The organism is Micromonospora thermarum, from assembly GCF_012034245.1.
GTDB classification, from domain to species: Bacteria; Actinomycetota; Actinomycetes; order Mycobacteriales; family Micromonosporaceae; genus Micromonospora; species Micromonospora thermarum.
Genome location: NZ_JAATEO010000003.1, coordinates 183675 through 209553, shown reverse-complemented (window position 1 = coordinate 209553; position 25879 = coordinate 183675). Strand labels below are relative to the sequence as shown.

At 72.7% G+C, this 25879-nt stretch carries 22 protein-coding genes and 1 pseudogene; 11 read left to right on the top strand and 12 right to left on the bottom strand.

Annotated features, from left to right (window positions below):
• Positions 1-9 precede the first annotated feature (9 nt).
• From HCJ94_RS04360 to acs, 5 genes are all read right to left on the bottom strand, one after another.
• Positions 10-942 carry an alpha/beta fold hydrolase gene (locus tag HCJ94_RS04360; protein ID WP_167999639.1) on the bottom strand — a complete coding sequence of 311 codons (933 nt, stop codon included), beginning with the start codon at positions 940-942 and terminating at the stop codon, positions 10-12.
• Between the two features lie 101 nt (positions 943-1043).
• The gene (locus HCJ94_RS04355; RefSeq protein ID WP_167999638.1) at positions 1044-1544 is read right to left on the bottom strand and encodes a hypothetical protein; all 501 of its coding nucleotides are present in this window, start codon (positions 1542-1544) and stop codon (positions 1044-1046) included.
• Between the two features lie 119 nt (positions 1545-1663).
• A complete protein-coding gene (locus tag HCJ94_RS04350) occupies positions 1664-4093 on the bottom strand; it encodes an immune inhibitor A domain-containing protein (RefSeq protein ID WP_167999734.1) in 2430 nt (809 codons plus the stop codon).
• A gap of 251 nt (positions 4094-4344) precedes the next feature.
• On the bottom strand, positions 4345-6309 hold the full coding sequence (locus tag HCJ94_RS04345) for an immune inhibitor A domain-containing protein (protein WP_309227141.1): 1965 nt from the start codon (positions 6307-6309) through the stop codon (positions 4345-4347).
• A 17-nt stretch (positions 6310-6326) separates the two neighbouring features.
• Positions 6327-8315: an acetate--CoA ligase gene (gene acs, locus HCJ94_RS04340; protein ID WP_167999637.1), complete on the bottom strand. Its 1989-nt coding sequence runs from the start codon at positions 8313-8315 to the stop codon at positions 6327-6329.
• A gap of 245 nt (positions 8316-8560) precedes the next feature.
• On the opposite strand from acs, the gene HCJ94_RS04335 reads away from it, so the two are divergent.
• Complete coding sequence (locus tag HCJ94_RS04335) at positions 8561-9307, top strand: Fic family protein (RefSeq protein ID WP_167999636.1); 747 nt, start codon at positions 8561-8563, stop codon at positions 9305-9307.
• 122 nt (positions 9308-9429) lie between these two features.
• Here HCJ94_RS04335 and HCJ94_RS04330 read toward each other — a convergent pair whose 3' ends face one another.
• From HCJ94_RS04330 to HCJ94_RS04315, 4 genes and pseudogenes are all read right to left on the bottom strand, one after another.
• Positions 9430-10059: a TetR/AcrR family transcriptional regulator gene (locus HCJ94_RS04330; protein ID WP_167999635.1), complete on the bottom strand. Its 630-nt coding sequence runs from the start codon at positions 10057-10059 to the stop codon at positions 9430-9432.
• A pseudogene (locus HCJ94_RS04325) lies at positions 9954-10237 on the bottom strand (isoprenylcysteine carboxylmethyltransferase family protein); the annotation flags it as partial. The pseudogene HCJ94_RS04325 and the gene HCJ94_RS04330, both read right to left, overlap by 106 nt.
• Before the next feature lie 126 nt (positions 10238-10363).
• Entirely contained in the window at positions 10364-11167 is an 804-nt protein-coding gene (locus tag HCJ94_RS04320; RefSeq protein WP_167999634.1) for an HAD family hydrolase, read from the bottom strand.
• Between the two features lie 641 nt (positions 11168-11808).
• On the bottom strand, positions 11809-12828 hold the full coding sequence (locus HCJ94_RS04315; RefSeq protein ID WP_167999733.1) for a hypothetical protein: 1020 nt from the start codon (positions 12826-12828) through the stop codon (positions 11809-11811).
• A gap of 405 nt (positions 12829-13233) precedes the next feature.
• Here HCJ94_RS04315 and ssd point away from each other — a divergent pair, with 405 nt between their 5' ends.
• The 7 genes from ssd (at position 13234) to HCJ94_RS04280 (ending at position 18519) form a co-directional block, all read left to right on the top strand.
• Positions 13234-14337 carry a septum site-determining protein Ssd gene (ssd, locus tag HCJ94_RS04310; protein ID WP_167999633.1) on the top strand — a complete coding sequence of 368 codons (1104 nt, stop codon included), beginning with the start codon at positions 13234-13236 and terminating at the stop codon, positions 14335-14337.
• Positions 14334-15545, top strand: coding sequence for a TadA family conjugal transfer-associated ATPase (locus tag HCJ94_RS04305; RefSeq protein WP_167999632.1), 1212 nt, complete (start codon positions 14334-14336; stop codon positions 15543-15545). The genes ssd and HCJ94_RS04305 overlap by 4 nt, the downstream gene beginning before the upstream one ends.
• Positions 15542-16768, top strand: a complete 1227-nt coding sequence (locus HCJ94_RS29905) for a hypothetical protein (protein WP_240943913.1) — start codon at positions 15542-15544, stop codon at positions 16766-16768. Before HCJ94_RS04305 ends, HCJ94_RS29905 begins: the two co-directional genes overlap by 4 nt.
• Positions 16768-17541, top strand: coding sequence for a type II secretion system F family protein (locus tag HCJ94_RS04295; RefSeq protein ID WP_167999631.1), 774 nt, complete (start codon positions 16768-16770; stop codon positions 17539-17541). The genes HCJ94_RS29905 and HCJ94_RS04295 overlap by 1 nt, the downstream gene beginning before the upstream one ends.
• Before the next feature lie 23 nt (positions 17542-17564).
• The gene (locus HCJ94_RS04290; RefSeq protein WP_120727603.1) at positions 17565-17732 is read left to right on the top strand and encodes a DUF4244 domain-containing protein; all 168 of its coding nucleotides are present in this window, start codon (positions 17565-17567) and stop codon (positions 17730-17732) included.
• Positions 17729-18091: a TadE family type IV pilus minor pilin gene (locus tag HCJ94_RS04285; protein ID WP_167999630.1), complete on the top strand. Its 363-nt coding sequence runs from the start codon at positions 17729-17731 to the stop codon at positions 18089-18091. The genes HCJ94_RS04290 and HCJ94_RS04285 overlap by 4 nt, the downstream gene beginning before the upstream one ends.
• A gap of 80 nt (positions 18092-18171) precedes the next feature.
• Positions 18172-18519, top strand: coding sequence for an Rv3654c family TadE-like protein (locus HCJ94_RS04280; protein ID WP_167999629.1), 348 nt, complete (start codon positions 18172-18174; stop codon positions 18517-18519).
• Between the two features lie 224 nt (positions 18520-18743).
• Here HCJ94_RS04280 and HCJ94_RS04275 read toward each other — a convergent pair whose 3' ends face one another.
• From HCJ94_RS04275 to sftH, 3 genes are all read right to left on the bottom strand, one after another.
• Complete coding sequence (locus tag HCJ94_RS04275) at positions 18744-19322, bottom strand: LURP-one-related family protein (protein ID WP_167999628.1); 579 nt, start codon at positions 19320-19322, stop codon at positions 18744-18746.
• A gap of 81 nt (positions 19323-19403) precedes the next feature.
• Positions 19404-19610, bottom strand: a complete 207-nt coding sequence (locus HCJ94_RS04270; RefSeq protein ID WP_167999627.1) for a hypothetical protein — start codon at positions 19608-19610, stop codon at positions 19404-19406.
• Positions 19611-19713: 103 nt separating this feature from the next.
• A complete protein-coding gene (sftH, locus tag HCJ94_RS04265; RefSeq protein ID WP_373684186.1) occupies positions 19714-22110 on the bottom strand; it encodes a DEAD/DEAH box helicase in 2397 nt (798 codons plus the stop codon).
• A 133-nt stretch (positions 22111-22243) separates the two neighbouring features.
• Between sftH and HCJ94_RS04260 the strand changes: the two genes are divergently transcribed.
• The 3 genes from HCJ94_RS04260 to HCJ94_RS04250 all read left to right on the top strand — a co-directional run bounded on the left by HCJ94_RS04260 (position 22244) and on the right by HCJ94_RS04250 (position 25705).
• Positions 22244-22579, top strand: coding sequence for an STAS domain-containing protein (locus HCJ94_RS04260; RefSeq protein WP_167999626.1), 336 nt, complete (start codon positions 22244-22246; stop codon positions 22577-22579).
• On the top strand, positions 22579-23013 hold the full coding sequence (locus HCJ94_RS04255; RefSeq protein WP_167999625.1) for an ATP-binding protein: 435 nt from the start codon (positions 22579-22581) through the stop codon (positions 23011-23013). The genes HCJ94_RS04260 and HCJ94_RS04255 overlap by 1 nt, the downstream gene beginning before the upstream one ends.
• A gap of 322 nt (positions 23014-23335) precedes the next feature.
• Positions 23336-25705, top strand: a complete 2370-nt coding sequence (locus HCJ94_RS04250) for a sodium-translocating pyrophosphatase (protein WP_167999624.1) — start codon at positions 23336-23338, stop codon at positions 25703-25705.
• The last annotated feature ends 174 nt before the right edge of the window (positions 25706-25879 follow it).

The window sequence follows — 25879 nt, the reverse complement described above, 5'->3', positions numbered from 1 at the left end:
GCAGCCGGCCTAGGACTTCGTCCAGCGCAGGATCTCGCCGAGCACCACGTCGCGGGCCTCCACGTGCGGGAAGTGCCCGACGTGGTCGAGCAGCCGCCACTCGTACGGGGCCACGACGTACCGGCCGGAGCCCTGGGCGGTGCGCGGAAGGGCGGCGCGGTCGAGGGCGCCGTGCAGTTGGAGGGTCGGGGTGACCAGGGGCTTCTGCATGAGCCGCACGAACCGGTACCCGTGCAGGCGGAGCACCGAGCGGAACGCCCAGCGGTAGCCCTCCAGGGCACAGAACGCGGCCTGCGGGATGCGCATGGCCTCCCGGCACCGTGCGGCGTACTCGGGGAAGTCCGGACCGTTCACCCACCGCGGCCCGCCCCAGCGGCGCAGCACCTCCTCCACCGCGGCCCCGTCGTCGCGGGTCAGCACGTGTTCGTAGCGGGGAAGCTGGAACTTCAACGTCGGCGTGGAGGCGGCGAACTGGCCGCGCGGGTCGGCGAAGATGGCCGCCCGTAGCCGCAGCGGGTGCGGCGCCCCGAGGACCACCAGCCGCCGGACCAGGGACGGGTGGAACGACGCCACCGTCCAGGCGATCAGGCCGCCGGCACCGCTGCCCACCACGGTCGCCGACCGCTCGCCCAGCGCCCGGATCAGCCCGGCGACGTCGGCGGCCAGCGTGTAGCCGTCGTACCCCCGGGGTGGCTTGTCGCTCGCGCCGTATCCGCGCAGGTCGACCGCGACGGCGCGGAACCCCGCGTCGGCGACCGCCGGCAGCATCTCGTGCCAGGCCCACCAGTGCTCGGGGAAGCCGTGCAGGAACAGGACCATCGGGCCGGTGCCGGCCTCCACGACGTGGAACCGGCTGCCGTTGGCACCGACGAACCGGTGCGTCCACGGCCCCTCGGTGAGGACGCAGGACTCGTCGGCGGGCCCGCCACGCTGCTCGGTCATGGGCACAGCCTAGGACCCCGGTGCCGGTCGGCCATCCGGCCGACCCGTCGGGTGGTCCGCGTCGCTCCGGCGGGGGCTGTCCGGGATCCTCGCCCCCGCGTTCACCCGACCGGACTGATCTTCACGATGGTGGCCGGGATGCCCGTCCCGCAGTCGACGTCGGGGGCGGGCGGGCCGATGGTCACCCGGACCCAGGTGCCGGTGGCGAAGGTCCCCATGCCGGCGCCGTGCAGGGCGTACTCCCGGCCGTCGTCGGTGGTCAGGCCGTAACAGGGTCCGTCGCCGCCCCGGGTGATCCGGCCGGCGAGCACGTTCGCCCGGTACGGGTCGGTCGGCCGTTTCGGGGGCGCGGTCGGCGGCCCCATGGTCGGCAGCGTCGTGGGCGAGAGCGCGGGGTCGGTACCGGCCGGCGGCGTCGGCGACTCGGCCGTGCCGGACGCCGGCGGGCGGTCGTTTCCGCCGGCCGGGGCCGAGGACGGGGTGTGCTCCGCGGGCATGGGCGCTTCCTTCTCCGGGCCGGTGCAGCCGCCCGACAGTACGGCCATGGCGAGCGCGGTGGCCAGGGTCGCGGCGGGCAGTCCGGCGCCGCGCAGGATGGGCACGGGGAATCTGACGCGCGGGTTCCCGCTCCGGTTCCGGAACCGTGGGCCGGCGCGGCCGCCGAACGGGCGATGCCCGGGCAGGTGACCTGCCCGGGCATCGCGAGGTACGGATCGGTGGCTCAGGAGAAGCGGACCTTGATGGAGGTGCCGTCCTGCTCCAGGACCTTGATCTTCGTGCCGGTCGCGGGGAGCTTGACGCCGTGGTTCGGCAGCTCCTCGTACCAGTACTTCTTGGTGTCGTCGAACAGCGGCTCCGCGGCCTGGCCCCGGATGTACTGCGGCTGGCTGTTCAGGTGCAGCGTGAACGAGTCGGCCTTCTTGAGGCTGAACGGCGCGTCGTACACCTGGACGCGGGCCCGCCACGGCTGGCCGGTCAGGTTGTAGATCGGCCGCGGGTGAGCGTCGATAATCAGGTTCCGGCCCTCACCCGGGTGCTCGAAGGTGTCGTTGTCGTTCCACCGCAGGTTCCAGTAGGAGATCAGCAGACCCTCCTGGTACGCGTAGTGGTCGACCCAGTCGGGGCGGGTGTTGGCGTACCCGAAGAAGTACGGGCCGGTCTTCAGGTACTTGTCGTACGAGACGTACGAGCGGTGACCCGCGATGTAGTAGTTCGCGAACTTCCGCTTGTAGGTCTCCTCGACGGCGCTCCACCCGTTCAGGGTCCAACCGGTGGCGTCGCCCTCCGCCCCGTCGCTGAGCAGCGTCTGGCCGTCGGCGGTCGCGGTGATCGCGTCACCGTAGAAGCCGCCCGCGGCGACGCCACCGTCGGTCTGGTAGCGGAACCGGAACTGCGCCGTCTTGCCGGCGGCGAAGTCCATCGGGACGGTGATGTCCACCCACTTGCCGCCGCTGCTGCCGTCGAGCGCCGGACGGCCGCCGACCTCTTTGAGCGGCTTCCCGTCCACCGTGGCCTGCAGCGCCGTCCAGGTGTTGCCGCCGTCCAGCGACGCCTCGAAGAACAGGTAGTCGTACCCCGCCTCGATGCTGTAGCGGCCCTTCAGCGACACGGACGCCGAGGACTTGCCGGTGAGGTCCAGCGTCCGGGTCATCGTCGTGTTGAGGTCGTCGTCGTTGCCGGAGAAGTACTGCTTGGCGCCCTCGAACGGCTTGCCGTTGCTGAACGTGTACTCCCGCTCGGGCAGCACGACCACGGCGGCCTGCGGCTTCGCCGAGTTGTACTCCTGCGGGCCGAGGGTCATCGTGCGCTTCTGCCCGGCCACGACCACCTCGTAGTCGAGCCAGCCGAGCTGGAGCTTGTTCCAGGCGCCGAGGTCGCCGCCCCGCTCGCCGATGCCGCCGTCGTTCTTGGCGCTGAGGCGGCTCTGGGCCATCAGGGTCCAGTGCTCGTTGTTGTTGTCCCCGCCGTTGAGGATGTTGTAGTCGTCCGGCAGGCCGAGGTCGTGGCCGTACTCGTGGTAGAAGACGCTGCGGCCACCGTTCTCCGGCTGGATGGTGTAGTCGCCGATCCAGATGCCGGTGTCGCCGATCTCGGTGCCGCCGGCCGGGAAGTTGGCCGGGCCGGTCACGCCCTGGTCCGTGGCGTACGCGTACCAGCGGTGGCTCCAGATGGCGTCCTCACCCTGGTTCGGGTCGCCGTCGGCCATGTCGCCGCCGGCGTGGACGATCTGGAAGTGGTCGATGTACCCGTCGGACTCGTTGAAGTTGCCGTCGCCGTCGTGGTCGTACCGGTCCCACTGGTCCATCGCCTTGACGTCCGCGGCGATCTGGGCGTCGGTGCGGCCCTTGGCCTTCTGGTCGGCGACCCACTGGTTGGCGGCGTCGCGGACCAGGTCCCAGGTGTTGGGGCAGACGTTGTCCGCGCAGACCGTCGGGTCACCGGTCGGGTCGTCGTCCGGCTTCGGGTCGTTCGACCGGCCGTAGCGGGCCTCGTTGAACTTCACCTTCACCCAGTCGGTGACGGTGCCGTCGACGCTGTAGCGGCCCGAGGACTGGGCCTCGTAGTACTGCTTGAGCGACTCGTCGCCCGGCTTCGTGCCGAAGTAGAGCGTGCGGAAGTGCTCCGGGCTGTAGTCCGGCTGCCAGACGGTGGAGTTGTCCACCGCCCGGTTCGGGGCCGGGATCTCGTTGTGCCGCGGACCGTCGAAGCGCGCCGGGCCGGGCCAGGCCGGGTCGGTGTCCTTGTCCGGGTAGTCGGGGTGACGCTCGTTGCCGAACTCGGCCAGGATCACGAAGATCCGGTCGGTGCGCTCCCGGGAGAGCTCGACGTACTGGTCCTTCTTGCCGGCCGCGCCGCGGGCGGACCGGGCGGTGGCGGTCGCGCCAGGGGCGCCGGACGCGGTCTCGCCGACCTTGACGACCGTGCTGCCGTTGATCCGCTGGGCCTTCGCCTTGCCGGACAGGACCTCGCTGAGGCCCTCCTGGCGCAGGCTGCGGCGCTTCTCCTCGAGCGGGTTGGGCAGGTCGTGGTCGGTGTGGGCGGGCTCGGCGACCGACGGTGCGGACGTCGGCAGCTTCGGTTGCGGCGCAGCGATGGCGGACGGTCCGACCGCCAGCCCTGTCGCCGTCAACGAGAGCCCGAGCAGACCCACTGCGGCTTTGCGCACGTGGTACCTCCGGGTGTGAAGGAAACCGGCCCAACGGGGGTACGGGCCGGTGGAAGATCGATCCCACGGGTGGGACCAATGGTGAACATAGACACTCGTGTGACGGCTGGGAAGATGATCGTGTCGATTTGTTGCAAGAAGTTGTTGGGAATGCTTTTCACTGTCACACTTCTCGGCCCAACAACGAAGTGGGGCCGGTGGCGTTTCCGCCACCGGCCCCACTGGTAACTGAATTGTCAGTTGGTGACCTTTACGACCATGTCGTCGGTCGGGTTGGTGCCCTGCTTCAGGATCTCGATCCGGGTGCCGGTGCCGGCCACCTTCACCGAGTTCCAGCTGTTGTCGGCCGACCAGTAACGGTTGGCCCGGGTGTCGTCGAACACGGGGTTCGGCGCCAGCTCCGGCACGGTGATCGCCATCCCGTTGAGGTGGAAGGTCTGCGCCGGCTTGGCGTAGAGGCTGAACGTCGAGTCGTAGCCGTTACGCCGGTTGGTGATGGAGCCCTGGCCCTTGACCCGGATCGTGCCCGGCCGGACGTCGACCGGCAGGTTCAGGCCGAAGCCGGGGTGCTCCGAGGTGTTGTTGTCGCCGTACGCGTAGTTCACGTACCAGACCAGCATGCCGGGCTGGACCGCGAACCGCTCCACGAAGTTCGGCCGCGTGTTGTTGAAGCCGAAGTTGTAGCCACCGGTACGCAGCGTGTCGTCGTACCCGAAGTAGCTACGGTTCTCCGCGATGTAGAAGCGGGGGTACGTGTCGTCCTTGGTGCCCACCGGCGTCCGCGAGGTCTGGCCCAGCTGCACATCCTTGGGGGTTGCGCCCGGGTTGATCTGCAGCGGGTCGGCCCAGCCGAGGATCCACTTGTCCCAGAGGCCCATGTGGGTCGGCAGGGCCTGGAAGATCTCACCGGAGTGCGAGCCCGACGCCATCAGGTCCCAGAAGTCGACGTCCGAGTCGGCGTTGCCGGAGGTGTCGTAGAGGTCCGGCAGACCGAGGTCGTGGCCGTACTCGTGGGCGAAGACGCCGACGCCGGCGTCCTCCGGCTGCACGATGTAGTTCGACACCTTGAGCTGGGTGCCGGGGATCGTGTAGCCGCCGACGATCGACGACGAGTGCGCCCAGACGGCGTAGGTGCCCTGCGCGCCGCCGCCGGCGGACTTGCCCTTGCCGGCGTGCACCAGCACCAGGTGGTCGATCACGCCGTCCGGCTCGAAGACGTTGCCGTCACCGTCGCGGTCGCCCTGGTCCTCGATGTCGTAGTCGGCCCACGGGAAGTTCGGGTCCGTCGCCGCGAGCGCGTCGATCGCGTCCGTGGCCAGCCGCCCGGCGCCCTGCGGGTTGTCCGGGTGGCCGTTCATCGACTGCTGCCGCCCGGCGACCCAGTTGCCGTTCTCGTCCTGGAAGCAGCGGGAGGCCGCGTACCAGCTCTCGGAGTGCGGCACCTTGATCCACGGGCTGGCCTGCCCGTTGACCGTGTAGGAGCCCTTGGACATCTCCAGGTACATGTTGCGCATCGTCCGGCCGGCCAGGCTGATGCCCGGCTTGCCGTCCGGCCCGGTCAGGTCGGTGCGGACCCGCTCGGTGATGCCCTCCGAGGTGTAGAGCATCTTGTTGTAGTGCGCGGGCGAGAAGTCCGGCACCCACATCGAGTTGTTGTCCAGCTTCGGCAGGCTCGCCGGGTTCGCGATGTTGTTGTGCAGCGGTCCGTTCTGCACGGTGCCGAGGACACAGCTCCGGTCCTCGAAGACCGTCTTGGGGACCATCACGTCGGTGAAGTCGTCGTTGGCGTTCTCGTTGAACTCCACCAGCAGGGTCAGCAGCTTGGCGGTCTGCGTACCCTTGGCCGCCTTGATCTGACGCGGGCTCTTCCCGGTCTTGATCGCCTCGGCCTCGGCGACGGCGGGGGCGTGGATGCCACCCTTGCCCTTGACCTCGCGGCCGTCGGTGTCCGGCTGGACCGCCGGCTCGGCGTAGTTGATGTAGAACTCGTCCGCCCCGATGGTGGCCGGGCCGGACCGGACTGGGCCGACGCCGTCGATCCCGTCACGGTCAGTGACGTGGCGGCGAGGGCGATGGCGGGCAGCGCGACGAGTAGGCGTCTGCGCGACCCGTGTTGCGGATTTCTGTTCATGCCGGTCCGTCCCGTCCGGGCGCGTCAGAAACAGCGGTGGGGTGACGGTCCGTGCGGACCGCCACCCCACCCGAGGTACGCCTCTCGTCAGTCCTCGTCGGACTTGCCGCCGCCCATGCCCGAGGAGATCAGGTCCATCACGGACGAGTCCTGGAGCGTGGTGACGTCGCCGAGCGACCGGTGCTCCGCCACGTCCCGCAGCAACCGGCGCATGATCTTGCCGGAGCGGGTCTTCGGCAGCTCGGGGACGAGCATGATCTGCCGCGGCTTCGCGATCGGCCCGAGCGTACGGGCCACGTGGTTGCGCAGGTCGGCGATGAGCTGCTCGCCCGCCTCACCGGCGGTGTCCGCGTTGCCGCGCGGGATGGCGAACGCGACGATCGCCTGCCCGGTCGTCGGGTCGGTCGCGCCGACGACCGCCGCCTCGGCCACCGAGGGGTGCGACACCAGCGCCGACTCCACCTCCGTGGTGGAGATGTTGTGCCCCGACACCAGCATCACGTCGTCGACCCGGCCGAGCAGCCAGACGTGGCCGTCGTCGTCCTTCTTCGCGCCGTCACCGGCGAAGTAGACCCAGTCGTCGCCGGAGTTGGCGCCGGCGCCGAAGCGCGACCAGTACGTCTCCAGGAAGCGGTTGTCGTCGCCCCAGATCGTGCGGAGCATCGACGGCCACGGCTCGGTGAGCACCAGGTAGCCGCCGCCACCGTTGGGCACCGACTGGCCCTGGTCGTCGACGACGTCCGCGTTGATCCCCGGGAGCGGGGTCATCGCCGAACCCGGCTTGGCCTCCGTCACGCCGGGCAACGGCGAGATCATGATGGCGCCGGTCTCGGTCTGCCACCAGGTGTCCACGATGGGCAGCTCGCCTCGGCCGACGTGCTGCCTGTACCACATCCACGCCTCGGGGTTGATCGGCTCGCCGACGCTGCCCAGCAGCCGCAGCGACGTGAGCTCGAAGCCGGCGGGGATGTCCTCGCCCCACTTCATCATCGTGCGGATCAGCGTGGGCGCGGTGTACAGGATGGTGACCTGGTACTTGTCGACGATCTCCCAGAACCGGCCCTTGTGCGGGGTGTCCGGGGTGCCCTCGTACATGACCTGGGTCGCGCCGTTGGAGAGCGGGCCGTAGACGATGTACGAGTGGCCGGTGACCCAGCCGATGTCGGCGGTGCACCAGTAGACGTCGGTCTCCGGCTTCAGGTCGAACACCGCGTGCGTCGTGTACGACGTCTGGGTCAGGTATCCGCCGGTGGTGTGCAGGATGCCCTTCGGACGGGCGGTGGTGCCGCTGGTGTAGAGGATGAACAGCGGGTGCTCCGCGTCGAAGGCCTGCGGGGCGTGCTCGGTCGACGCGGTCTCCACCGTCTCGTGCCACCAGTGGTCCTTCTCCGACCAGGCGACCTCCTCGCCGGTGCGGCGGACCACGAGCACGTGCTCGACCGACGGGCACTTCGCCACGGCCTCGTCGACGGTCGGCTTGAGCGCGGAGGGCTTGCCCCGCCGGTAGCCGCCGTCGGCGGTGATCACCACCTTCGCGGTGGCGTCCTGGATCCGGTTGGTCAGCGCGTCGGCGGAGAAGCCGCCGAAGACCACGCTGTGGGTGGCGCCGATCCGGGCGCACGCCAGCATCGCCACCGCGGCCTCCGGGACCATGGGCAGGTAGATCGCCACCCGGTCGCCGGCCGTCACCCCCAGGTCGGTCAGCGCGTTCGCCGCCTGGCAGGTCAGCTTGTGCAGCTCGGCGTACGTGATGGTGCGGGTGTCGCCCGGCTCGCCCTCCCAGTGGATGGCGACCTTGTTTCCCCGGCCGGCCTCGACGTGCCGGTCGAGGCAGTTGTACGCCACGTTGAGCTGCCCGCCGACGAACCACTTCGCGAACGGCGGCTTCGACCAGTCGAGCACCTGGTCCCAGCGCTTCGCCCAGGTCAGCCGGTCCGCCTGCGTCTCCCAGAAGGCCAGCCGGTCGGCGTTCGCCTCGCCGTACGCCTCGGCGGTGACGTTGGCGTTCGCGGCGAGGTCGGCCGGTGGCGGGAACTGGCGTGTCTCGTTCAGCAGATTGGCCAATGCCTCGCTCATGCCGTACTCCCTCGTCGCTCGGGGTGACCTGCGTCTCTCTCGGTGCAGAGGTTAGTCGGCGCGCCGGGCCGAGGCGACCGCCGAGGGCGTCGTCCCGCGCCGAGCGGCCCGCGGCGCGCGCCGGACGGTGGGCCTTCCTGCCGACGCCCTCCGGTGTCCCGTCTCCACACCTCGCCCCGAGTGGCGGTGGTCGCTTCCGGGCGGCTCGGCGGCGGGCCGCACCGGTCGGTGGATAGCGTGACGGGGTGACCGACGACCCACTCGCCCCGCTGCTCGCGCTCGCCGACGTCGCGCCCGCCGTGGAGCGGGCCCGCGAGCGCTTCGACCAGGCGCTCCGGCACCGCGCGTTGCGCCGGCACGGCGGCCAGGTCGCGGCCGAGGTCAGCCTGCGGTCCGCAGTGGCCGGCGCCGCCCTGGAGGGGTACGCCCACGAGCGCGAGGAGGTCCGTGCCGGCACCGTCACCGAGCCGGTGCTCCAGGGCGCGCTGCGCGTCGCCGGGGCGCTGCCCGGGCTGACCGAACTGTGGCCGAAGGCGCCCCGCCAGGCCCTCGCGAAGCTGCACGTCCTCGCCGCGCGCGACGTGGTCGCCGAGGCGGAGCTGGGCCGGCCGGTGAACGACGCGGTGGTGGCCGCTCGTCTGGACGGGCTGGCCGGTCTCGTCGCGGGCGGCACGAAGGTGCCGCCGCTGGTGCTGGCCGCCGTGGTCCACGGCGAACTGCTGAACCTGCGGCCGTTCGCCGGCCCGTCCGGGGTGGTCGCCCGTGGCGCCGCCCGGCTGGTGCTGCTGTCCAGTGGCTTCGACCCGCGTGGCCTGCTCGCCGTCGACGTGGGCCACCGGGAGCGGGAGCCGGAGTACGTCGGGTCGGCCGGTGCCTTCGCCACCGGGACGCCGGACGGGCTGCGGTCGTGGCTGCGGCACTACATGAGCGCCGTCGAGGTCGGGGCCGACCAGCTGACCGAGATCGGCGACGAGGTGCTCGCCGCGGCGTAGGGCGGGCTTTGGCTGTGTCCGGCGCGACCTCAGGGCCGGTGCCTGGTCGGCCCGTGGCGGGCTCAGCCCCCACGCCGCCTGGACTCCGCCTCGGCTCGAATCTCGGATGAGGGACACAGACCCTAGCGCCGGGTCGCCTTGCTGATCTTGCTCTGGAGCGCCCGGCGGGCGATCGGGCCGAGGTCGTCCACGATCTCGATCAGCACGGCGAGCTGGTCCAGCGCCGCCATCGCGCGGTCCGCGGCGGGCCGGTCGACGCCGTCGTACAGCTCCAGGCCGACGAACGCGGCCGACACGGCCCGGGCGAGCCCTGGGACGTCGGCGACCTCGGCGAACGGCGACCCGCCGAGCAGCCGGCGCAGCACCCACTCGATCTCGTCCACCCAGAGCTGCAACGCCTCGGCGGTGGGCGCGGCGAGCCGTTCGTCGGTCTGCGCGCCCGCGAGCATCTGCGCCAGGACCGACACGTTGCCCAGCACGCGCTCCTCCTCGTGGAGCGCCCGACCGACGTCGAGGAGTTCGCGCAGCGATCCGACCTTGCGCAGCCGCGTCGACCAGTGGGCGACCCGCTCGGCCGTGCCCGTACGGCACGCCGCCGCCAGCAGCTCGTCGACGGTCCCGAAGTGGTAGAAGACCAGGGCCTGGTTCACCCCGGCGGCGGCGGCGATGGTGCGGGCCGAGACGCCGGCGATGCCGTGCTGCCGGATCGCGGCGAGTGTGCCGTCGAGCAGGCGTCGCTTGGTGTCGGACATCGCTTCCCTCCCGGCGGGTGTGGCGGTGCGATCATCGCATCGGTTACGAGCTGGGCCGGCCAGGTCACGCCGGGCGGGCGCAGGAGCCCGCGCCCGGCCAGGCCAATTGTTCGAGCGCGCGGGCGACGGCGGCCAACCCCCGTTCCGTGTGACCGTCGCCGCCCACGCATCTTGAGCGACCGCTCAAAAGAAGCGTAGGCTGAGTTGAGCAAGCGCTCAAGGCGGCGGTTGGGGAATGGGCCGGCTGGGGCCAGGGCCTGGCCGGCGGGGGTGAGGGGCGACTTCGGCGGGGGCGGAGATGCGGTCAGGCGGCCGGGGCGGTGCGGGTCCGGCGGTGCCGGCCGTACCAGGCGATGCCGATGGCCACACCGACGCCGACACCGAGGGCGGCGGCCGCGACCGGGACGGCGGGGCGCTCGCGCAGCCGCCGGCCCAGCGGCACCGGGTGCCGGAACTCCAGCACCGGCCAGGAGTTCTCCAGGGCGAGTTTCCGCAGCTGGCGGTCCGGATTCACCGCGGTCGGATGCCCCACGCACTCCAGCAGGGGGCGGTCGCTGTACGAATCCGAGTACGCGTACGAGTCGGCGAGGTCGTACCCGCGCTTGAGTGCCAGCTCCCCGACGGCGTCGACCTTGCTCGGGCCGGCCGCGTAGAACTCGACCACCCCGCTGTAGCGACCGTCGACCACGCCCATCCGCGTGGCGATCACGTCGGTGACGCCGAGCAGTGCGCCGATCGGCCGGACCATCTCCTCACCCGAGGCGGAGACCAGGACGACGTCCCGCCCCGCTGCCTGGTGCTCCTCGATCAGGGCGGCGGCTTCCGCGTACACGTAGGGGTTGATCAGTTCGTGGAGCGTCTCCGCGACGATCTGGCGGACCTGTTCCACCGGCCAGCCCTTGCAGAGAGTGGCGAGGTAGTCCCTCGTTCGGGCCATGGTCTGCTCGTCGGTGCCGCCCAGCCGGAACATCAGCTGCGCGTACGCCGACTTGACGACGTCACGCCGAGTGATCAGACCGTCCCGGTAGAACGGCCGACCGAACGCCAGGGCACTCGACTTGGCGATGACGGTCTTGTCCAGATCGAAGAAAGCGGCGCTTCGGCCCACGGCGCGAAAGTCTAGCCCGATGGTCTATGGTCTGCGGGTGCCCGGGGGTCGCCGATCCCCCGGACCTGCGGACCAGGCGACATCACGTTGGCTGTGCGTGACCGCGGTCACACTCAGCGAACATGAATTCGCAGGGAGTGGAGGCTACACCACTCGACGTAGCCGGGTTCGCTCAGGCAGACTGTCGGCACGACGAGCGTTCATGTCTCGGACAACCAACAGACCCTCGGCGGTTGCACCCCCCGTGACCGCTGAGTGGTTCGGCTCGACCCCCCCGGAGCCGAACCTTCGACGACCCCCGTCTCCCCCCGACGGGGGTCGTCCCTTTCCGGTGGGTGCTCCGCAGGTCACAGCCCTACCTCGTCCTCGTCGAGGCCGGTCTCCGACCCTGTTCCTCCGTCGGAGAAAGCAGGGCTGTCGGACAGGGGGCCGACAGTCATCCGCGCGGTCCGGGTAACGATTCAATATCGTCAACGCTTGATCCGCTTCGACAGTTCTTGCCGCGAGGGCTAGGAAGGTCAGGGCGAGAGGGTTTCCCCAGGTGCTAGCCGGTCGGAGACCCGGTTCCGGTCGGCGCCGACGAATTGGCGATTCCCTCCGGGCGATCCTTCGCGTGGATGAACGTCGCTCCCGACATCCTCCTATCGCGGTTCCTCGGCGCTCCGGGCCTCGACCGCCGCTGCCTGCCGGCACAGCCGGCGGTACTCGGCGGTCACCACCGCGAGCAGGAAGAGGTCCACGCCGAGCGCGGCGAGCGCCCCGAACTGGTTGACGGTGAAGCTGAAGATCTGCCCGAACAGGAGATCCACCAGCAGCGCGAGCTTGAACAGCCGGAAGGCCCGCACCTGGTCCGTCGGTAGCAGCGTCGCCCCACGGATGCCCAGCACCGCGGTGATCAGTGCGGAGAGCGCGACCCCGAGCACCGCGCCCCACTCCCGCTGGTCGGGCAACTGGCCCGTGATGGCGTCCTCCACAACTCTGAACACGACGACGAAGGGCTCGCCGACCAGGTAGAGCACCACCAGCGACACCACCCACCGATGGGTGGTCACCCAGGTCAACGCCCGGCGGCCCCGGTCGAGCCAGGGCTGCCAGAACCGGGTGCCGGGTGGCTCCCGTCGGGGCACCGCGTCGAGCAGCCGGGCCACCGCCTCCTCCACCTCCGGGCCGCAACCGCGGACCAGCCGCGTCACCGCCGCGCGGCGCCGAGGGGTGAGGCCGGTGCCGAGCCCGCCGACCACGGTGTACAACGCGTTCGCCGTCCGCTCCTGGTCGGTGAGCCGGGTCCGGTCGCGGATCGCCTGGGTGATCACCACCAGCACGGCGAACGAGCCGTAGATGATGCCGGCGGCCGGGGCGTAGAAGTAGTCGGTCCCGGCGGTGACGAACTTGCCGACCTCGTCGACGAAGAGCCCGAACCCGATCCCGCCCAGGATCGCGCCGAGGATGCGCGCCACGCTGCCGAGGAAGACCAGGGCCACGCCGAGACCTGCGGTCATCAGCAGGCCACCCCAGAGCACGTGCGCGATGTGGAACCCGCCGCCGCCGAGCTGCGGGTAACCCGCTGCCTGGAGGAAGGCCCGCGTGACCAGCACCGTCACCACCCCGGAGAGCACGAACGCCTGCAGGTACGACGGTGCCTCCAGGACCCGGGGCGGCATCGACCAGCGGGACGAACGAGCCGGCATGGTCCAGACGCTAGTGGTGGCCTGCCGCGCCCTGGGTCCGTTCCACCCGAATGGTCGCAGTTGTCGGTCGCTCCGGCGGGGCCGACCGGTCTCGGTCGAACGTCCACTCTGCCCGGGTCGACTCCGGCGGCCGATTTTCCGGCGTCCGTTCGCGACGCCACCGCTCTCCGTCAGGTGCGACCTGGTGCGCCGGCAGGCGCGACCACCTCGACGGATGTCCCGCCGAGCGTCGGCGGGCATAGCAGATCAACCGCCGTTCCGGGCGTTGTCCACAGGTGGCTCGGTCGTCCACAGGCGGCGTCCCTGGGGACGGCGTGCGGGGGGCGAAGCGAGCAGGGTTCCGGACCAGCGAATCCGAGCCGACCGCTGGAGGCCGTGATGCCACCCCGTACCTCCGTACCACCCCCTCGGCGCCTGCCCCTGCTCGTCACGTCCGACGGTGACCTGCTCGACGACCTCCTGCGGCTCGCCGCAGCCGGCGGCGTCGAGGTGGACCTCGCACCGGATCCGGTGGCCGCGCGGTCCCGCTGGTCGCCCGCCCCGCTGGTGCTCGTCGGCAGCGACCAGGCCCAGCCGTGCCTGCGGGCACGGCTGCCGTACCGGCGACGCCTGGTGCTGGTCGGCCGCTCCGGCCACCTCGAGCCCGGCTGGGAGGTCGCCGATCTGATGGGAGCCGAGCACGTCGCCACCCTGCCCGCGGCCGAGCCGTGGCTGGTCGACCGGTTCGCCGAGTGCGGCCCGGACCAGCCGGTCCCCGGCGGGGCCCGCGCCGTGGCCGTCCTCGGCGGTCGTGGTGGCGCCGGCGCGAGCATCCTCGCCGGCGGACTCGCCGTCACGGCCGCCCGGTCCCGGCTGCGTACGCTCCTCGTCGACGCCGACCCGCTCGGCGGCGGGCTGGATCTGGTGCTGGGCTGGGAACAGTTGGACGGCCTGCGCTGGCCGGCGCTGACCGACGCCGAGGGACGGGTCGACGCGCCGACGCTGGTGCGTGCCCTGCCGAGCCGGGGCGACTTGGTGGTGCTCTCGTGGGACCGGGGCGACCTCCTGCCACTGCCCGCCCCGGCGATGGCGGCGACCCTCGACGCCGCCCGCCGTGGCCGGGACGTCGTCGTGGTCGACCTGCCGAGGCATCTCGACGACGCGGCGGTGACCGCTTTGCAGGCCGTCGATCGGGCGTTCCTCGTCGTTCCCGCCGAGCTGCGCGCCACGGCCGCCGCTGCCCGGGTGGTCGCCGCCGCCGCGCCGCACTGCGCCGACCTGTCGCTGATCGTCCGGGGGCCGGCGCCGGGCCGGCTCAAGGCTGCCGAGGTCGCGCAGGCACTCGGGCTTCCGCTCGTCGGGACGTTGCGCCCGGAGCCGGGGCTCTGCCGGGGCCTGGAGCGCGGCGAAGCGCCGGCCGCCGACGGTCGGGGTTCGCTGGCGGCCCTGTGCCAACGGATCGTCGCCGAGCTGACCGGAGCGCCCGCGGCGGGTGCGGCGTGACCGGGCCCGCCGACGGGGACGGGCTCGCCGCCCGGGTCCGGCAGCGGATCGCGTCCTCCTCCGCGCCGGTCACGCCGGCCGCGATCGTCTCCGCCGTACGGGCCGAGCCGACCGCCGCCGTGCTCGGCGACACCACCCTGCTCCGCCTGGCCGACCAGGTGCACGACGACCTGGTGGGTGCCGGCCCGCTCGCCCCGCTGCTGGCGGACCCCGAGGTGACCGACGTGCTCGTCAACGGCGTCCGGGTGTGGGTCGACCGGGGGCGGGGTCTGCAGCAGGTCCCGGTGCCGATGGGCTCGGTGGACGACGTCCGCCGGCTGGCACAGCGGCTCGCGGCCGGTGCCGGGCGGCGGCTGGACGACGGCTCCCCGTACGTGGACGCGCGGCTCGCGGACGGCACCCGGCTGCACGCCGTGCTGCCCCCGGTGGCGACCGGCGGGCCGTACCTGTCCCTCCGGACCTTCCGGCAGCGGCCGTTCACGCTCGACGAACTGGTACGCCAGGGCACCGTGCCGCGCCCGGTGGCCCCGGTGCTGTCGGCGGTGGTGGCGGCCCGGCTCGCGTACCTGGTCGTGGGTGGCACGGGCTCCGGAAAGACGACGCTGCTCAACACGATGCTCGGTCTGGTGCCGGCCACGGAACGGATCGTGCTCGTCGAGGACGCGGCCGAGCTGCACCCGAGCCACCCGCACGTGGTGGGCCTGCAGGCCCGGACCGCCAACGTGGAGGGCTCGGGCGCCGTCGGCCTGACCGACCTGGTACGCCAGGCGCTGCGGATGCGCCCGGACCGGCTGGTGGTGGGTGAGTGTCGCGGGCCGGAGGTCGTCGACCTGCTGGCCGCACTCAACACCGGGCACGAGGGCGGCGCCGGGACGCTGCACGCCAACACGCCGTCCGACGTGCCCGCCCGGCTGGAGGCGCTCGGTCTTCTGGGCGGCCTGCCCCGGCCGGCGCTGCACGCGCAGGTGGCGGCGGCACTCCAGGTGGTGCTGCACGTCCGGCGCTCGTCGCGGGGACGGGTGCTGGAATCCGTGTGCCTGCTCCTGCCGGACGGGCCCGACCGGCTGGTCAGTGCCGTGCCGGCGTGGCTCCGCGGTGGCGGCCCGGCGTCCGCCGCCCGAACGCTCGCGGAGCTGCTGAAGGGGCGGAACGTCGCGGTCCCGCCGATCCTCCGTGGGCCGTGGCCCGGATCGGCGGGGGCGGCATGACCCCGCCGTACCTGCTGCTGACGCTGGTCCTGGTGACCCTGACGGCCGTCGCGTGGCGGCCGCTGCTGGTCGCCCGTCGGCGTGCGCTGGGCGTCGCGTCGGCCGTCGAGGATCCCCTGGTCGCGTGGGTGACCAGCCTGCGGCGCGACCTACCCGTACCGGTCGGTGGCGCGGGACCGGACCGGGACGGGGAGCCGTCGGCGTCGAATCCCGGCGAGCTGCCGGCGGCCGAGCCGGTGGTGGAGGTGGCGCGGATCCCGATCTCCCGGTCGAGGGCGGGCATACTGCGGGGCGAGCCGTCGCCGGTCGACCCGGGCCGGGCGTCGGTGGCCGGCCCGGACGGAGCGGGTGAGCGGTTGCCGGTTCCGGCTGGAGCGATCCGACCGGCCCGCGTGTCCCGTGCGCCGGAGGCGTCCTGCCTGCTCACGATGTCCGGTACGCCGGACAGTCGCGGGCCACGTCGCACCGGACCGCCTCGGCGGCGGGATTCCCGACGGCCGGGTGGGTCACCTCCGTCCGCGGGCGACGGCCGTCGGGGATGGACCCTCCGCTCAGCGGTCGCCGGCTCGGTGCGGCCCGGACCGGAGGGCATGTCGGGACGGCCCTCGCGGGCGGTCTGGGCGGCGTCGCCGAGGCGCACCCTGCTGGTGGCCGGCCTGCTGGCGGCGGCCCTGGGTGCCCTGGCGGGCGGTCCAGTGGCGGCGTTCGCAGCGGCGGCGTACGGCACGGTGGGAGTCCGCGCCCTGCTGCGACGGGAGGCGTCGCGGCACGCCCGACGGGCCCGGAAGCACTGGCTGGACCAGCTCTGTGACCTCGCCGCCGACCTGCGGGCCGGTGTGCCCGTGGCCCAGGCGGTCGCACTGTCCGCAGACGGAGCCGACGGGTCGGCGGGTTCGCCGGCCCGGGCGGCCGTCCACCTCGCCGATCGGACCGGCGCGCCGCTGGCGGAGCTGCTGGAGCGGATCGACGTGGACGCCCGCTCTGCCGACCGGGGCCTCGCCGCCGCGGCAGCCCAGGCGGCCGGCGCGCGGGCGACCGCCTGGCTGCTCGCGGCCCTGCCGCTCGGCGGCATCGGTCTGGGGTACGGCATCGGCGTCGACCCGGTCGCCGTGCTCCTGCACACCCCCGTCGGGGGTGGCTGTGCCGTCCTGGCCGTCGCCCTTCAGGTCGCCGGGCTGCTCTGGGCCGAACGGCTCACCTCGGTCCCGGGCCGTGGCGCGTGATGGTCCGTACGGTCCTGACCACGGGTTTCCTGTCCGCGGGGGTGCTGCTGGCGGCGGCCCTGTGGACGAGGCGTCGCCCGGCCCGCCGCCTGCGGGACCTGCGCCGGACCCCGGCCGGCCCGTCACGGTTCCGGGCGGGGGCCCGGGCAGGCGCGGCGGGCCGGCCGCGACGCCGGCTTCGGCCGGACGGGATCCGACTCGTCGCGGCGTTCGTCGGGGTGGCTGTCGGCGTGGTGGTGGGCGGTTGGCCGGGACTCCTCGGCGGGCCGGTCGCCACGGTGCTGCTCGACCGGACGTTGCGGCGGATCGAATCGCCGGCCGTACGCGAGCGGCGCCGGCGGGAAGCGGCGGACCTTCCGCTCGCTGCGGACCTCCTGGCCTCGGCGATGCGCGCGGGCGCCCCGGTCGACCGGTCGGTGCTGGCCGTGGCGGAGGCGCTCGAGAGCCCGCTCGGGGAGCGTCTCGCCCGGGTCGGTCGGCTCCTCCGGCTCGGGGCCGACCCGACCGAGGCATGGTCGTCACTCGGACCGGTGCCCGGTGCCGAGCGCCTGACCGCGGCCGCACTCCGCTCGGCGACCAGCGGTGCCGCCCTGGCCGGCGCGCTGACCCGCCTCGCCGACGACCTGCGGGCCGACCGGGCCACGGCGGCCGAGGCGGCTGCCCGCCGGGCCGGGGTGCTGATCGTGCTGCCGCTGGGGCTCTGCTTCCTGCCGGCCTTCATTCTCGCCGGTCTGGTGCCGGTGATCGTCGCCGTCCTCGGTGACGTGCTCTGACCACCTCGAGAAAGGACACGCACATGCGCAGACTCATCGCCCGCCTCCGCGGGGACGCCGGGATGAACACCGCCGAGTACGCCGTCGGCACGCTCGCCGCGGTCGCCTTCGCCGGGATCCTGCTCAAGGTGCTGACCTCCGGCAACGTGCAGTCCGCGTTGACGGCCGTCATCGACCGGGCACTCAAGTGACGCGGCGCCGGCGGGCCGGCCGGGACCGCGGATCCTTCACCGCCGAACTGGCGGCCGGTCTTCCGGCGCTGCTGCTGCTCCTGTTCACGGGCCTGACCGCGGTCCACGCGGTGGGCACGAAGGGCGAATGCCTGCACGCGGCCCGGGAGGCGGCGATCGCCGCCTCCCGGGGCGACGACGGACGGGCCGCCGCGGACCTGGTGGCCCCGCCGGCGGCGGAGGTGTCGATCACCGTTGACGGGGATCGGGTACGCGCGACAGTCCGGGCCCCGGTCCGTGCCCTCGGTGCCCGGCTGCCCCGGCTCACGGTCACGGCGACCGCTGTGGCCGCGGTCGAGCCCGGCCCGCACCTCTCGTGATCCGCGGACCACGATCGAATACCCGTGCCGGTCGTGCCCGCTGAGACATATCCGTCAAGTGAACGACGTGAGGATTCAACGTGGACGAGGACCGGGGTGGTGCGACGGTGCTCCTGCTCGCCGTCGGGATCGCGTTCGTCCTGTTCGGTACGGCCGGCGCAGCGGTGGCGGCCGCCCGGGTGGCGCGGCAGCACGCCGGTGTCGCGGCGGACCTCGGTGCCCTGGCCGGCGCCGGTGACGCGGTCCTGGGCACCGCGGCGGCGTGTGCGTCGGCCGCCGACGTCGTCTCGGACAACGGCGGACGGCTGGTCGACTGCCGGCTCGACGGGCTGGACGTCCTGATCACGGTCGAGGTGACCGTGACACCGGTGCCGGGTCTGACCCGGGTGGCGACGGCCCGTGCCCGAGCCGGCCCGGTCCGAGGCTGAGCGGCAGCGGCGCGTCCGGCGTCACCGCAACCACGTCGGTGCGGAATGCATGCGGCCCGGCAGGAGATGCATGCGGCCAAGCCGGAGATGCATGCGGCCCAGCCGGAGACTGAGCCTGCTGAGGTGCGTGCGCTGGCGCGTCATGCCGTCGAACAGGGGATGCCTTCACCGGCCCGGGTTCCGGCCGGGGCCGGTGAAGACGACATCGGCCAGGGCCGGAGGTGTCAGCGGGCCTGGAGAGCGTCGAGGGCGACGGCCATCGCGATCACCAGCCGGCGGTCGATCTGCGGGTGCTGGATCTGGACGACGTACCGGTCGCGGAGGCCCCACTGCTTGATGACGGAGAAGACCGGCTGGCCGTCCGCGACGAAGTCGAAGTGGTACGGCAGCCAGGACAGCGAGTCGACGAACCGGCGGAGCAGGGCCACCGGCAGGGAGCGCTCCTGCCCGGTCACCTGGGGCAACCCGGGCTGCTCGACGTGCCAGGTCGAGCGGAGCAGGGACTGCGCGAAGTCCTTGCGGAACGCTCCGATCGGGTTGCCGGCGTGGTCGGTGACGTCGTACGTGGCACCGATGTCGAGCCGCTGCCGCGCCTTGAAGCCGAGCAACGGCTGCTGCTTCGAGTCGTCGGTGTAGATCGTCACCTGCTCCTTGAAGGCGAGCCGCTTCTGCTGCGCGAACGCCAGCAGGCCGCCTTCGGAGCCGTCGGGGGCGACGGCGTGGACCTCGTACTGGTTGACCATCAACCGGATCCGCTGCCGGATGTGGAACTGCTGCTGAGCCTGCAAATTGTCGGGCTGCATGAGATCTCCTTCAGAGGGTGCGCCGGAGTCTCGCACAGCCCGGGCCTCGCCGCGTGCCCCTTGAGCCCGGACGGCGGCGTGTCAGCAGCGGCCCTCGGCCGTCGTGCGCAGGGCCCAGGTCTGCAGGACCTGGTGGATCGCGTGCAGGCGTTCGTTGATCTGGTCCAGCCGCTCGGCCTGGGCGAGCGTGGCGAGGGCGGTGCCGAGCGCGATCTGCTGGTCGGGAGTGAGGTTGTCCTGGTCGATCGTGTAGAGCAGGTCGACGGTCTCGGCGATGGTGTCGGCCATGATTCCTCCTCGTGCATGCACGGAGAAACAGGTCTATGGAAGCGCTCCCACTATGTCCCGGCGAGCGGGGTTCCATGCCCGCCCGGCACATAGTGGGACGCGCTCACGAGGGAAGGTTGGCCAGCACCACGTCGAGGACGCGGACGGCGTCCGCCTTGGACAGCGGGTTGTTGCCGTTGCCGCACTTCGGGGACTGGACGCAGGACGGGCAGCCGGACTCGCAGGCGCACTCCGCGATCGCGTCCCGGGTCGCGCGCAGCCATGCCGACGCCGTCCCGTACGCGCGCTCGGCGAAACCGGCCCCACCCGGGTGCCCGTCGTAGACGAAGACCGTCGGCGCCTCGGTGTCCGGGTGCACCGCCGTCGAGAGACCGCCGATGTCCCACCGGTCGCAGGTGGCCATCAGCGGCAGCAGCCCGATCGCGGCGTGCTCGGCGGCGTGCAGCGCGCCCGGCACGTCGGCCGGGTCGACCCCGGCCGCCGCGAGGGACTCCGGCGAGAGGGTGAACCAGACCGCCACGGTGCGCAGCTCACGGGCCGGAAGGTCCAGCGGGCGGGTGTCGATGACCTCACCGGTGGCGATCCGCCGACGCTGGTACGACACCACCTGGCTGGTCACGTCGACCTCGCCGAGGAAGAGCCCGACCGGCCCGGCGTCCACGTACGACCGCACCGACACCACCGACAGCGACGTGACGTCGCGGGCATGGGTGGACCAGTCCGGCTCCTCGGGGTGCACCAGCGCGCACCCGTCCGCGAGGTCGAGGGTGTCGACGACGTACGACACGCCCTGGTGCAGGTAGACCGCGCCGGCGTGGAGCAGGAAGTGTGACGACCCGCCGTCGACCGTGCCGAGCAGCCGGCCGGTCGCGGCCTCCACCACGCAGACCGGCGCGCCGTCCTCGCCGCGCAGGTCGACCTCGGGGCGCTCCCGGTGCCGCCAGTACCAGCCGGTCGGCCGTTGCCGCAACGCCCCGGCCTCGACCAGCGCGTCGACGGCCTCCTTCGCGCCGTCGCCGAACAGTTCCAGGTCGGCGGGGGTGAGCGGCGCCTCGGCCGCCGCGCACGCGAGCTGCGGCCCGAGGACGTACGGGTTGGCCGGGTCGAGCACGGTCGCCTCGACCGGCGCCCCGAAGACCGCCTCCGGGTGGTGGACGAGATAGGTGTCGAGCGGGTCGTCCCGGGCCACCAGCACGGCCAGCGCCTCCTGGCCGGAGCGCCCGGCCCGGCCGGCCTGCTGCCAGAGCGACGCCCGCGTGCCCGGATACCCGCAGATCAGCACCGCGTCCAGCCCCACCAGGTCGACGCCCAGTTCCAGCGCGTTGGTCGAGGCCAAGCCGAGCAGGTCGCCGTGCAGCAGCGCCCGTTCCAGCTCACGCCGCTCCTCGCGCAGGTAGCCGGCCCGGTAGGCGGCCACCCGGTCACCGAGCCCGGGCACCGCCTCGTCGAGGGCGCGCCGGGCGTTCGCGGCCACCACCTCGGCGCCCCGCCGGGACCGGACGAAGGCCAACGTGCGGACCCCGGAGGCGACCGTGTCGGCGAGCAGGTCCGCGGTCTCCCGCAGCGCCGACCGCCGGACCGGCGCCAGGTCGACGTCGTCGGGGGAGGCCGCGGAGACGGGCAGCAGCGGCGGTTCCCACAGCGCGAAGGTCACCCCGCCGCGCGGCGACGTGTCCTCGGTGACGGCCGTCACCGGCAGGCCGGTGAGCCGCCCGGCCGCCGCGGCCGGGTCGCCCGACGTGGCCGAGGCCAGCACGAAGACGGGGGTACGCCCGTAGCGCGCGCACTGCCGCCGCAGCCGGCGCAGCACGTGGGCGACGTGCGAGCCGAACACCCCCCGGTAGGTGTGGCACTCGTCGACCACCACGTACGCGAGCCGGCGCAGGAACCCCGACCACTGGGCGTGCCCGGGCAGGATGCCGTGGTGCAGCATGTCGGGGTTGGTCAGCACGAACCGCGAGTGCCGCCGGATCCACTCCCGCTCGGCGCGCGGGGTGTCCCCGTCGTAGCAGGCGGGGCGTACCCCCTCCAGCTCCAGGTCGGCGACGGCGCGCACCTGGTCGGCGGCGAGCGCCTTGGTCGGCGCGAGGTAGAGCACGGTGGCCCGGGGGTCGGCGAGCAGGGTGGCCAGGGCCGGCAGCTGGTACGCCAGGGACTTGCCGGACGCCGTGCCGGTGGCGACGACGACGTGCGTCCCGGCGTACGCGAGATCGGCCGCCTCGGCCTGGTGCCGCCACGGCGCGACCACGCCCCGGCGGGCGAACGCCGCGCGCAGGCCGGCCGGGGCCCAGTCGGGCCACGGCGCGGGCGTGCCGGGGCGGGCCGGCACCCGCTCGACGTGGGTGACCGGGTCGGCGTCGCCGCGGGCGCGCAGCCGGGCCAGCAGGTCGGCCGGAGCGGGGCCGGCGCCTGCGCTGAGGGTGGCTGCGGACGACGGCTTCAGGTCGTGGCGCGGCGGCAGACGCGCCGGGCTGAAGCTGTCGACAGTCACGTCCTGCACTCTCGCACGGGTGTTCGGAGATGGAAAGCGGCGACCCGGGGTAAGAGGTGAGCCGCCGCCGGTGACCACGAGGTCCTCCGGCGGTAATGGTTGAATGCCCTGGAGAGTTTACGGCTCTTGCGAGGAGGGACCGATGGAGCTGTCGCTGGCGACCCGCACCGTGGGGGAGCACACGGTGCTCGAGGTCGGCGGTGAGGTGGACGTCTACACCGCCCCCCGGCTCCGGGAACGCCTCCTCGAACTGATCGACGCTGGTGCCCGGCACGTCGTCGTCGACCTGGGCCGGGTGGACTTCCTCGACTCCACCGGGCTCGGCGTGCTGGTGGGCGCTCTCAAGCGGCTGCGGACCGCGGGCGGCACGTTCGCCCTGGTCTGCGACAAGGAGCCGCTGCTGAAGATCTTCCGGATCACCGCGCTCGACCAGGTCTTCCCGCTGCACCCGACGGTCGACGCGGCGACCGGCGCGTGATGGCGACCGTCCGCCTCTCCTTCTCGCCGGCGCCGGTGCACGTCCGCACCGCCCGACTGGTCGGCGTCGCGGTCGCCCGGCGGGCGGGTGTCCGGGAGGACCTGCTCGACGAGGTGCGGCTGGCGATCGGTGAGGCGTGCACCCGGGCGGTCGCCCTGCACCGGCAGTACGGCCTGCCCGACCCGGTGCTGGTGGAGATGTCCGACTCGGGGCCGTACGCCGTCCGGGTCGTCGACCGGGCGCCGATCGAGGCCGGGATCGGCCTGGCCGCGCTGCCGCCGGACGAGCTGGCCAAGGAGTCGCTCAGCGAGGACGCCCTGACCACCGGCGTCGGCTTCGCGCTGCTCGCCGGCTTCGTCGAGGACCTCCAGGTGCGCCCGGTGGAGGAGGGCGTCGGCACCGAGGTGCGGATGGTGTGGCCGGTCGGCCGCTGAGCTGATCTCTCTTACCGCAGGCCGTGTCCCGATCAGGGGGCGCGGCCTGATCGTCATGGACGCCCTCCTATATCAGATTTCTCCTCATAACACAGCGACGAAGATCATCCGAACAGGGTGCCCCCTCGGTGTGACCTCCGACACGGCGGAGGGCTACAGTACGCGGGTTGTCAGCAAGTGATCCATCCCGCACCCAGCGGGAACGGTTGTTCATCGCTGGTCCGCTCGGGGTGGGTTGGCGCGTGCTTGCGACACCGCATCCAGGCGCCGGTCGGTGCGTCTCCACCGGTCGGGCGCGAGCGTTCGGTACAGGAGGACACAGATGTCCGACACCTTGGCCGCTGACAGCGGCGGGATCTCCCTCACCGGGAACAATGTCACGTACGTGGTTCTCGCCGCCGTGATCGCGGCGGTAGCGCTGGCCTTCGCGGCCACGATGACGAGATCCGTGCTGGCAGCCGGCAAGGGCACCACCAACATGCAGGAGATCTCCGGGGCGGTGCAGGAGGGCGCCTCGGCGTACCTGGTCCGGCAGTTCCGCACCCTGGCGATCTTCGTGGTCGTCGCCATGGTCCTGCTCTTCCTGCTGCCGGTGCACGACACCGACGGCAGCGAGACCGCGGTGAAGATCGGCCGGTCCGCGTTCTTCGTGGTCGGTGCGCTGTTCAGCGCCTTCATCGGCGGTGCCGGCATGTGGCTGGCCACCCGCGCCAACCTGCGGGTCGCGGCCGCCGCGCGTGAGCGCGAGGGCGGTCGGGAGGCCGCCATGAAGATCGCGTTCCGCACCGGCGGTGTGGTCGGCTTCCTCACCGTCGGCCTCGGCCTCCTCGGTGCCGCGCTGGTCGTCCTCCTGTTCTCCGGTGACGCCCCGACCGTGCTGGAGGGCTTCGGCTTCGGCGCCGCGCTGCTCGCCATGTTCATGCGGGTCGGCGGCGGCATCTTCACCAAGGCCGCCGACGTCGGCGCCGACCTGGTGGGCAAGGTCGAGCAGGGCATCCCCGAGGACGACCCGCGCAACGCCGCCACCATCGCCGACAACGTGGGCGACAACGTCGGCGACTGCGCCGGCATGGCCGCCGACCTGTTCGAGTCGTACGCGGTCACCCTGGTCGCCGCGCTGATCCTCGGCCGCGCCGCCTTCGGCGAGCAGGGCCTGGTCTTCCCGCTGATCGTCTCCGGTATCGGCGCGATCATCGCGATCATCGGCGTCTTCATCACCCGGCTCCGCGCCTCGGACCGCTCCGGCCTGACCGCCATCAACCGGGCCTTCTACGCCTCCGCGCTCATCTCCGCGGTGCTGGTGGCGATCGCCACCTGGGCGTACCTGCCGGCGACCTTCGCCGAGCTGGAGGGCGGCCTGACCGGCGTCGACGAGAACCCGCGGGTGGTGGCCATCGGCGCCGTCGTCATCGGCATCGTGCTCGCCGCCGCGATCCAGGCGCTGACCGGCTACTTCACCGAGACCAACCGCCGGCCGGTGCAGGACATCGGCAAGAGTTCCCAGACCGGCCCGGCCACCGTCATCCTCGCCGGCATCAGCGTCGGCCTGGAGTCGGCGGTCTACTCGGCGCTGCTCATCGGTGCGGGTGTCTTCGGCGCGTTCCTGCTCGGCGGCAGCTCGATCACGCTGTCGCTGTTCGCGGTCGCGCTGGCCGGCACCGGTCTGCTCACCACCGTCGGCGTGATCGTCGCGATGGACACCTTCGGCCCGATCTCCGACAACGCGCAGGGCGTGGCGGAGATGTCCGGCGACATCGACGAGCACGGCGCCCGAACGCTTACCGAGCTGGACGCGGTCGGCAACACCACGAAGGCGATCACCAAGGGCATCGCGATCGCCACCGCGGTGCTCGCCGCCACCGCGCTGTTCGGCTCGTACACCGACACGCTGAAGTCGGCCCTGGCCGGTGCGCGTGACCTCGGCGTGGACGACCCCGCGGTGAACACCGAGATCATCAACTTCCTGAACGTGGCGAACCCGCGGAACCTGGTCGGCCTCATCATCGGCGCCGCGGTGGTCTTCCTCTTCTCCGGTCTGGCCATCAACGCGGTGTCCCGCTCGGCGGGCGCGGTCGTCATGGAGGTTCGCCGGCAGTTCCGCGAGCTGCCCGGGATCATGGACCGCACGCAGCGGCCGGAGTACGGCAAGGTCGTCGACATCTGCACCCGGGACGCGCAGCGCGAGCTGATGACCCCCGGCCTGCTCGCCATCCTCGCGCCGATCGCGGTCGGCTTCGGCCTCGGGCCGGGCGCCCTGGCGTCGTACCTGGCCGGAGCCATCGGGGCGGGCACGCTGATGGCGGTGTTCCTGGCCAACTCCGGTGGCGCCTGGGACAACGCCAAGAAGATGGTCGAGGACGGCGCGTACGGCGGCAAGGGCTCCGAGGCGCACGCCGCGACGGTCATCGGCGACACCGTCGGCGACCCGTTCAAGGACACCGCGGGGCCGGCGATCAACCCGCTGATCAAGGTGATGAACCTGGTCTCGCTGCTGATCGCCCCGGCCGTCGTGGCCTGGAGCGTGGGCGACGAGCGCAACACCGGCCTGCGGCTCACCATCGCGCTGGTGGCGACGCTGATCGTCGTCGCGGCGGTGGTGTTCAGCAAGCGCAAGGGCGTGGCGATGGCGGACTCCGGCACCGGCACCGGCGCGGGCAGCCCGGACCAGCGGCCGGAGACGGTCAACGCCTGAACCCCACGACCCGGTCCCCGGTCGGCCACGCCGGCCGGGGACCGGCGCGGGCGGGCGCCCACCGGGTACGTGCCCGGCGGCTCGCCGCCGGACCGGCGGGCCGTCGTCGGGTCGAGCCTGGCCGGCCGGGACCGCACACCGGCCAACCTGACCGGTGTGCGGCGGGACGCGACG

Bases quoted from the DNA above. Each gene is read 5' to 3' on its own strand.
- HCJ94_RS04295 (WP_167999631.1), top strand. From the start codon at position 16,768: ATGGTCCGTACGGTCCTGACCACGGGTTTCCTGTCCGCGGGGGTGCTG.
- acs (WP_167999637.1), bottom strand. From the start codon at position 8,315: ATGAGCGAGGCATTGGCCAATCTGCTGAACGAGACACGCCAGTTCCCG.
- HCJ94_RS04360 (WP_167999639.1), bottom strand. From the start codon at position 942: ATGACCGAGCAGCGTGGCGGGCCCGCCGACGAGTCCTGCGTCCTCACC.
- HCJ94_RS29905 (WP_240943913.1), top strand. From the start codon at position 15,542: ATGACCCCGCCGTACCTGCTGCTGACGCTGGTCCTGGTGACCCTGACG.
- HCJ94_RS04250 (WP_167999624.1), top strand. From the start codon at position 23,336: ATGTCCGACACCTTGGCCGCTGACAGCGGCGGGATCTCCCTCACCGGG.
- HCJ94_RS04255 (WP_167999625.1), top strand. From the start codon at position 22,579: ATGGCGACCGTCCGCCTCTCCTTCTCGCCGGCGCCGGTGCACGTCCGC.
- HCJ94_RS04330 (WP_167999635.1), bottom strand. From the start codon at position 10,059: ATGTCCGACACCAAGCGACGCCTGCTCGACGGCACACTCGCCGCGATC.
- HCJ94_RS04275 (WP_167999628.1), bottom strand. From the start codon at position 19,322: ATGCAGCCCGACAATTTGCAGGCTCAGCAGCAGTTCCACATCCGGCAG.
- HCJ94_RS04270 (WP_167999627.1), bottom strand. From the start codon at position 19,610: ATGGCCGACACCATCGCCGAGACCGTCGACCTGCTCTACACGATCGAC.
- HCJ94_RS04260 (WP_167999626.1), top strand. From the start codon at position 22,244: ATGGAGCTGTCGCTGGCGACCCGCACCGTGGGGGAGCACACGGTGCTC.
- ssd (WP_167999633.1), top strand. From the start codon at position 13,234: ATGCCACCCCGTACCTCCGTACCACCCCCTCGGCGCCTGCCCCTGCTC.
- HCJ94_RS04290 (WP_120727603.1), top strand. From the start codon at position 17,565: ATGCGCAGACTCATCGCCCGCCTCCGCGGGGACGCCGGGATGAACACC.
- HCJ94_RS04315 (WP_167999733.1), bottom strand. From the start codon at position 12,828: ATGCCGCCCCGGGTCCTGGAGGCACCGTCGTACCTGCAGGCGTTCGTG.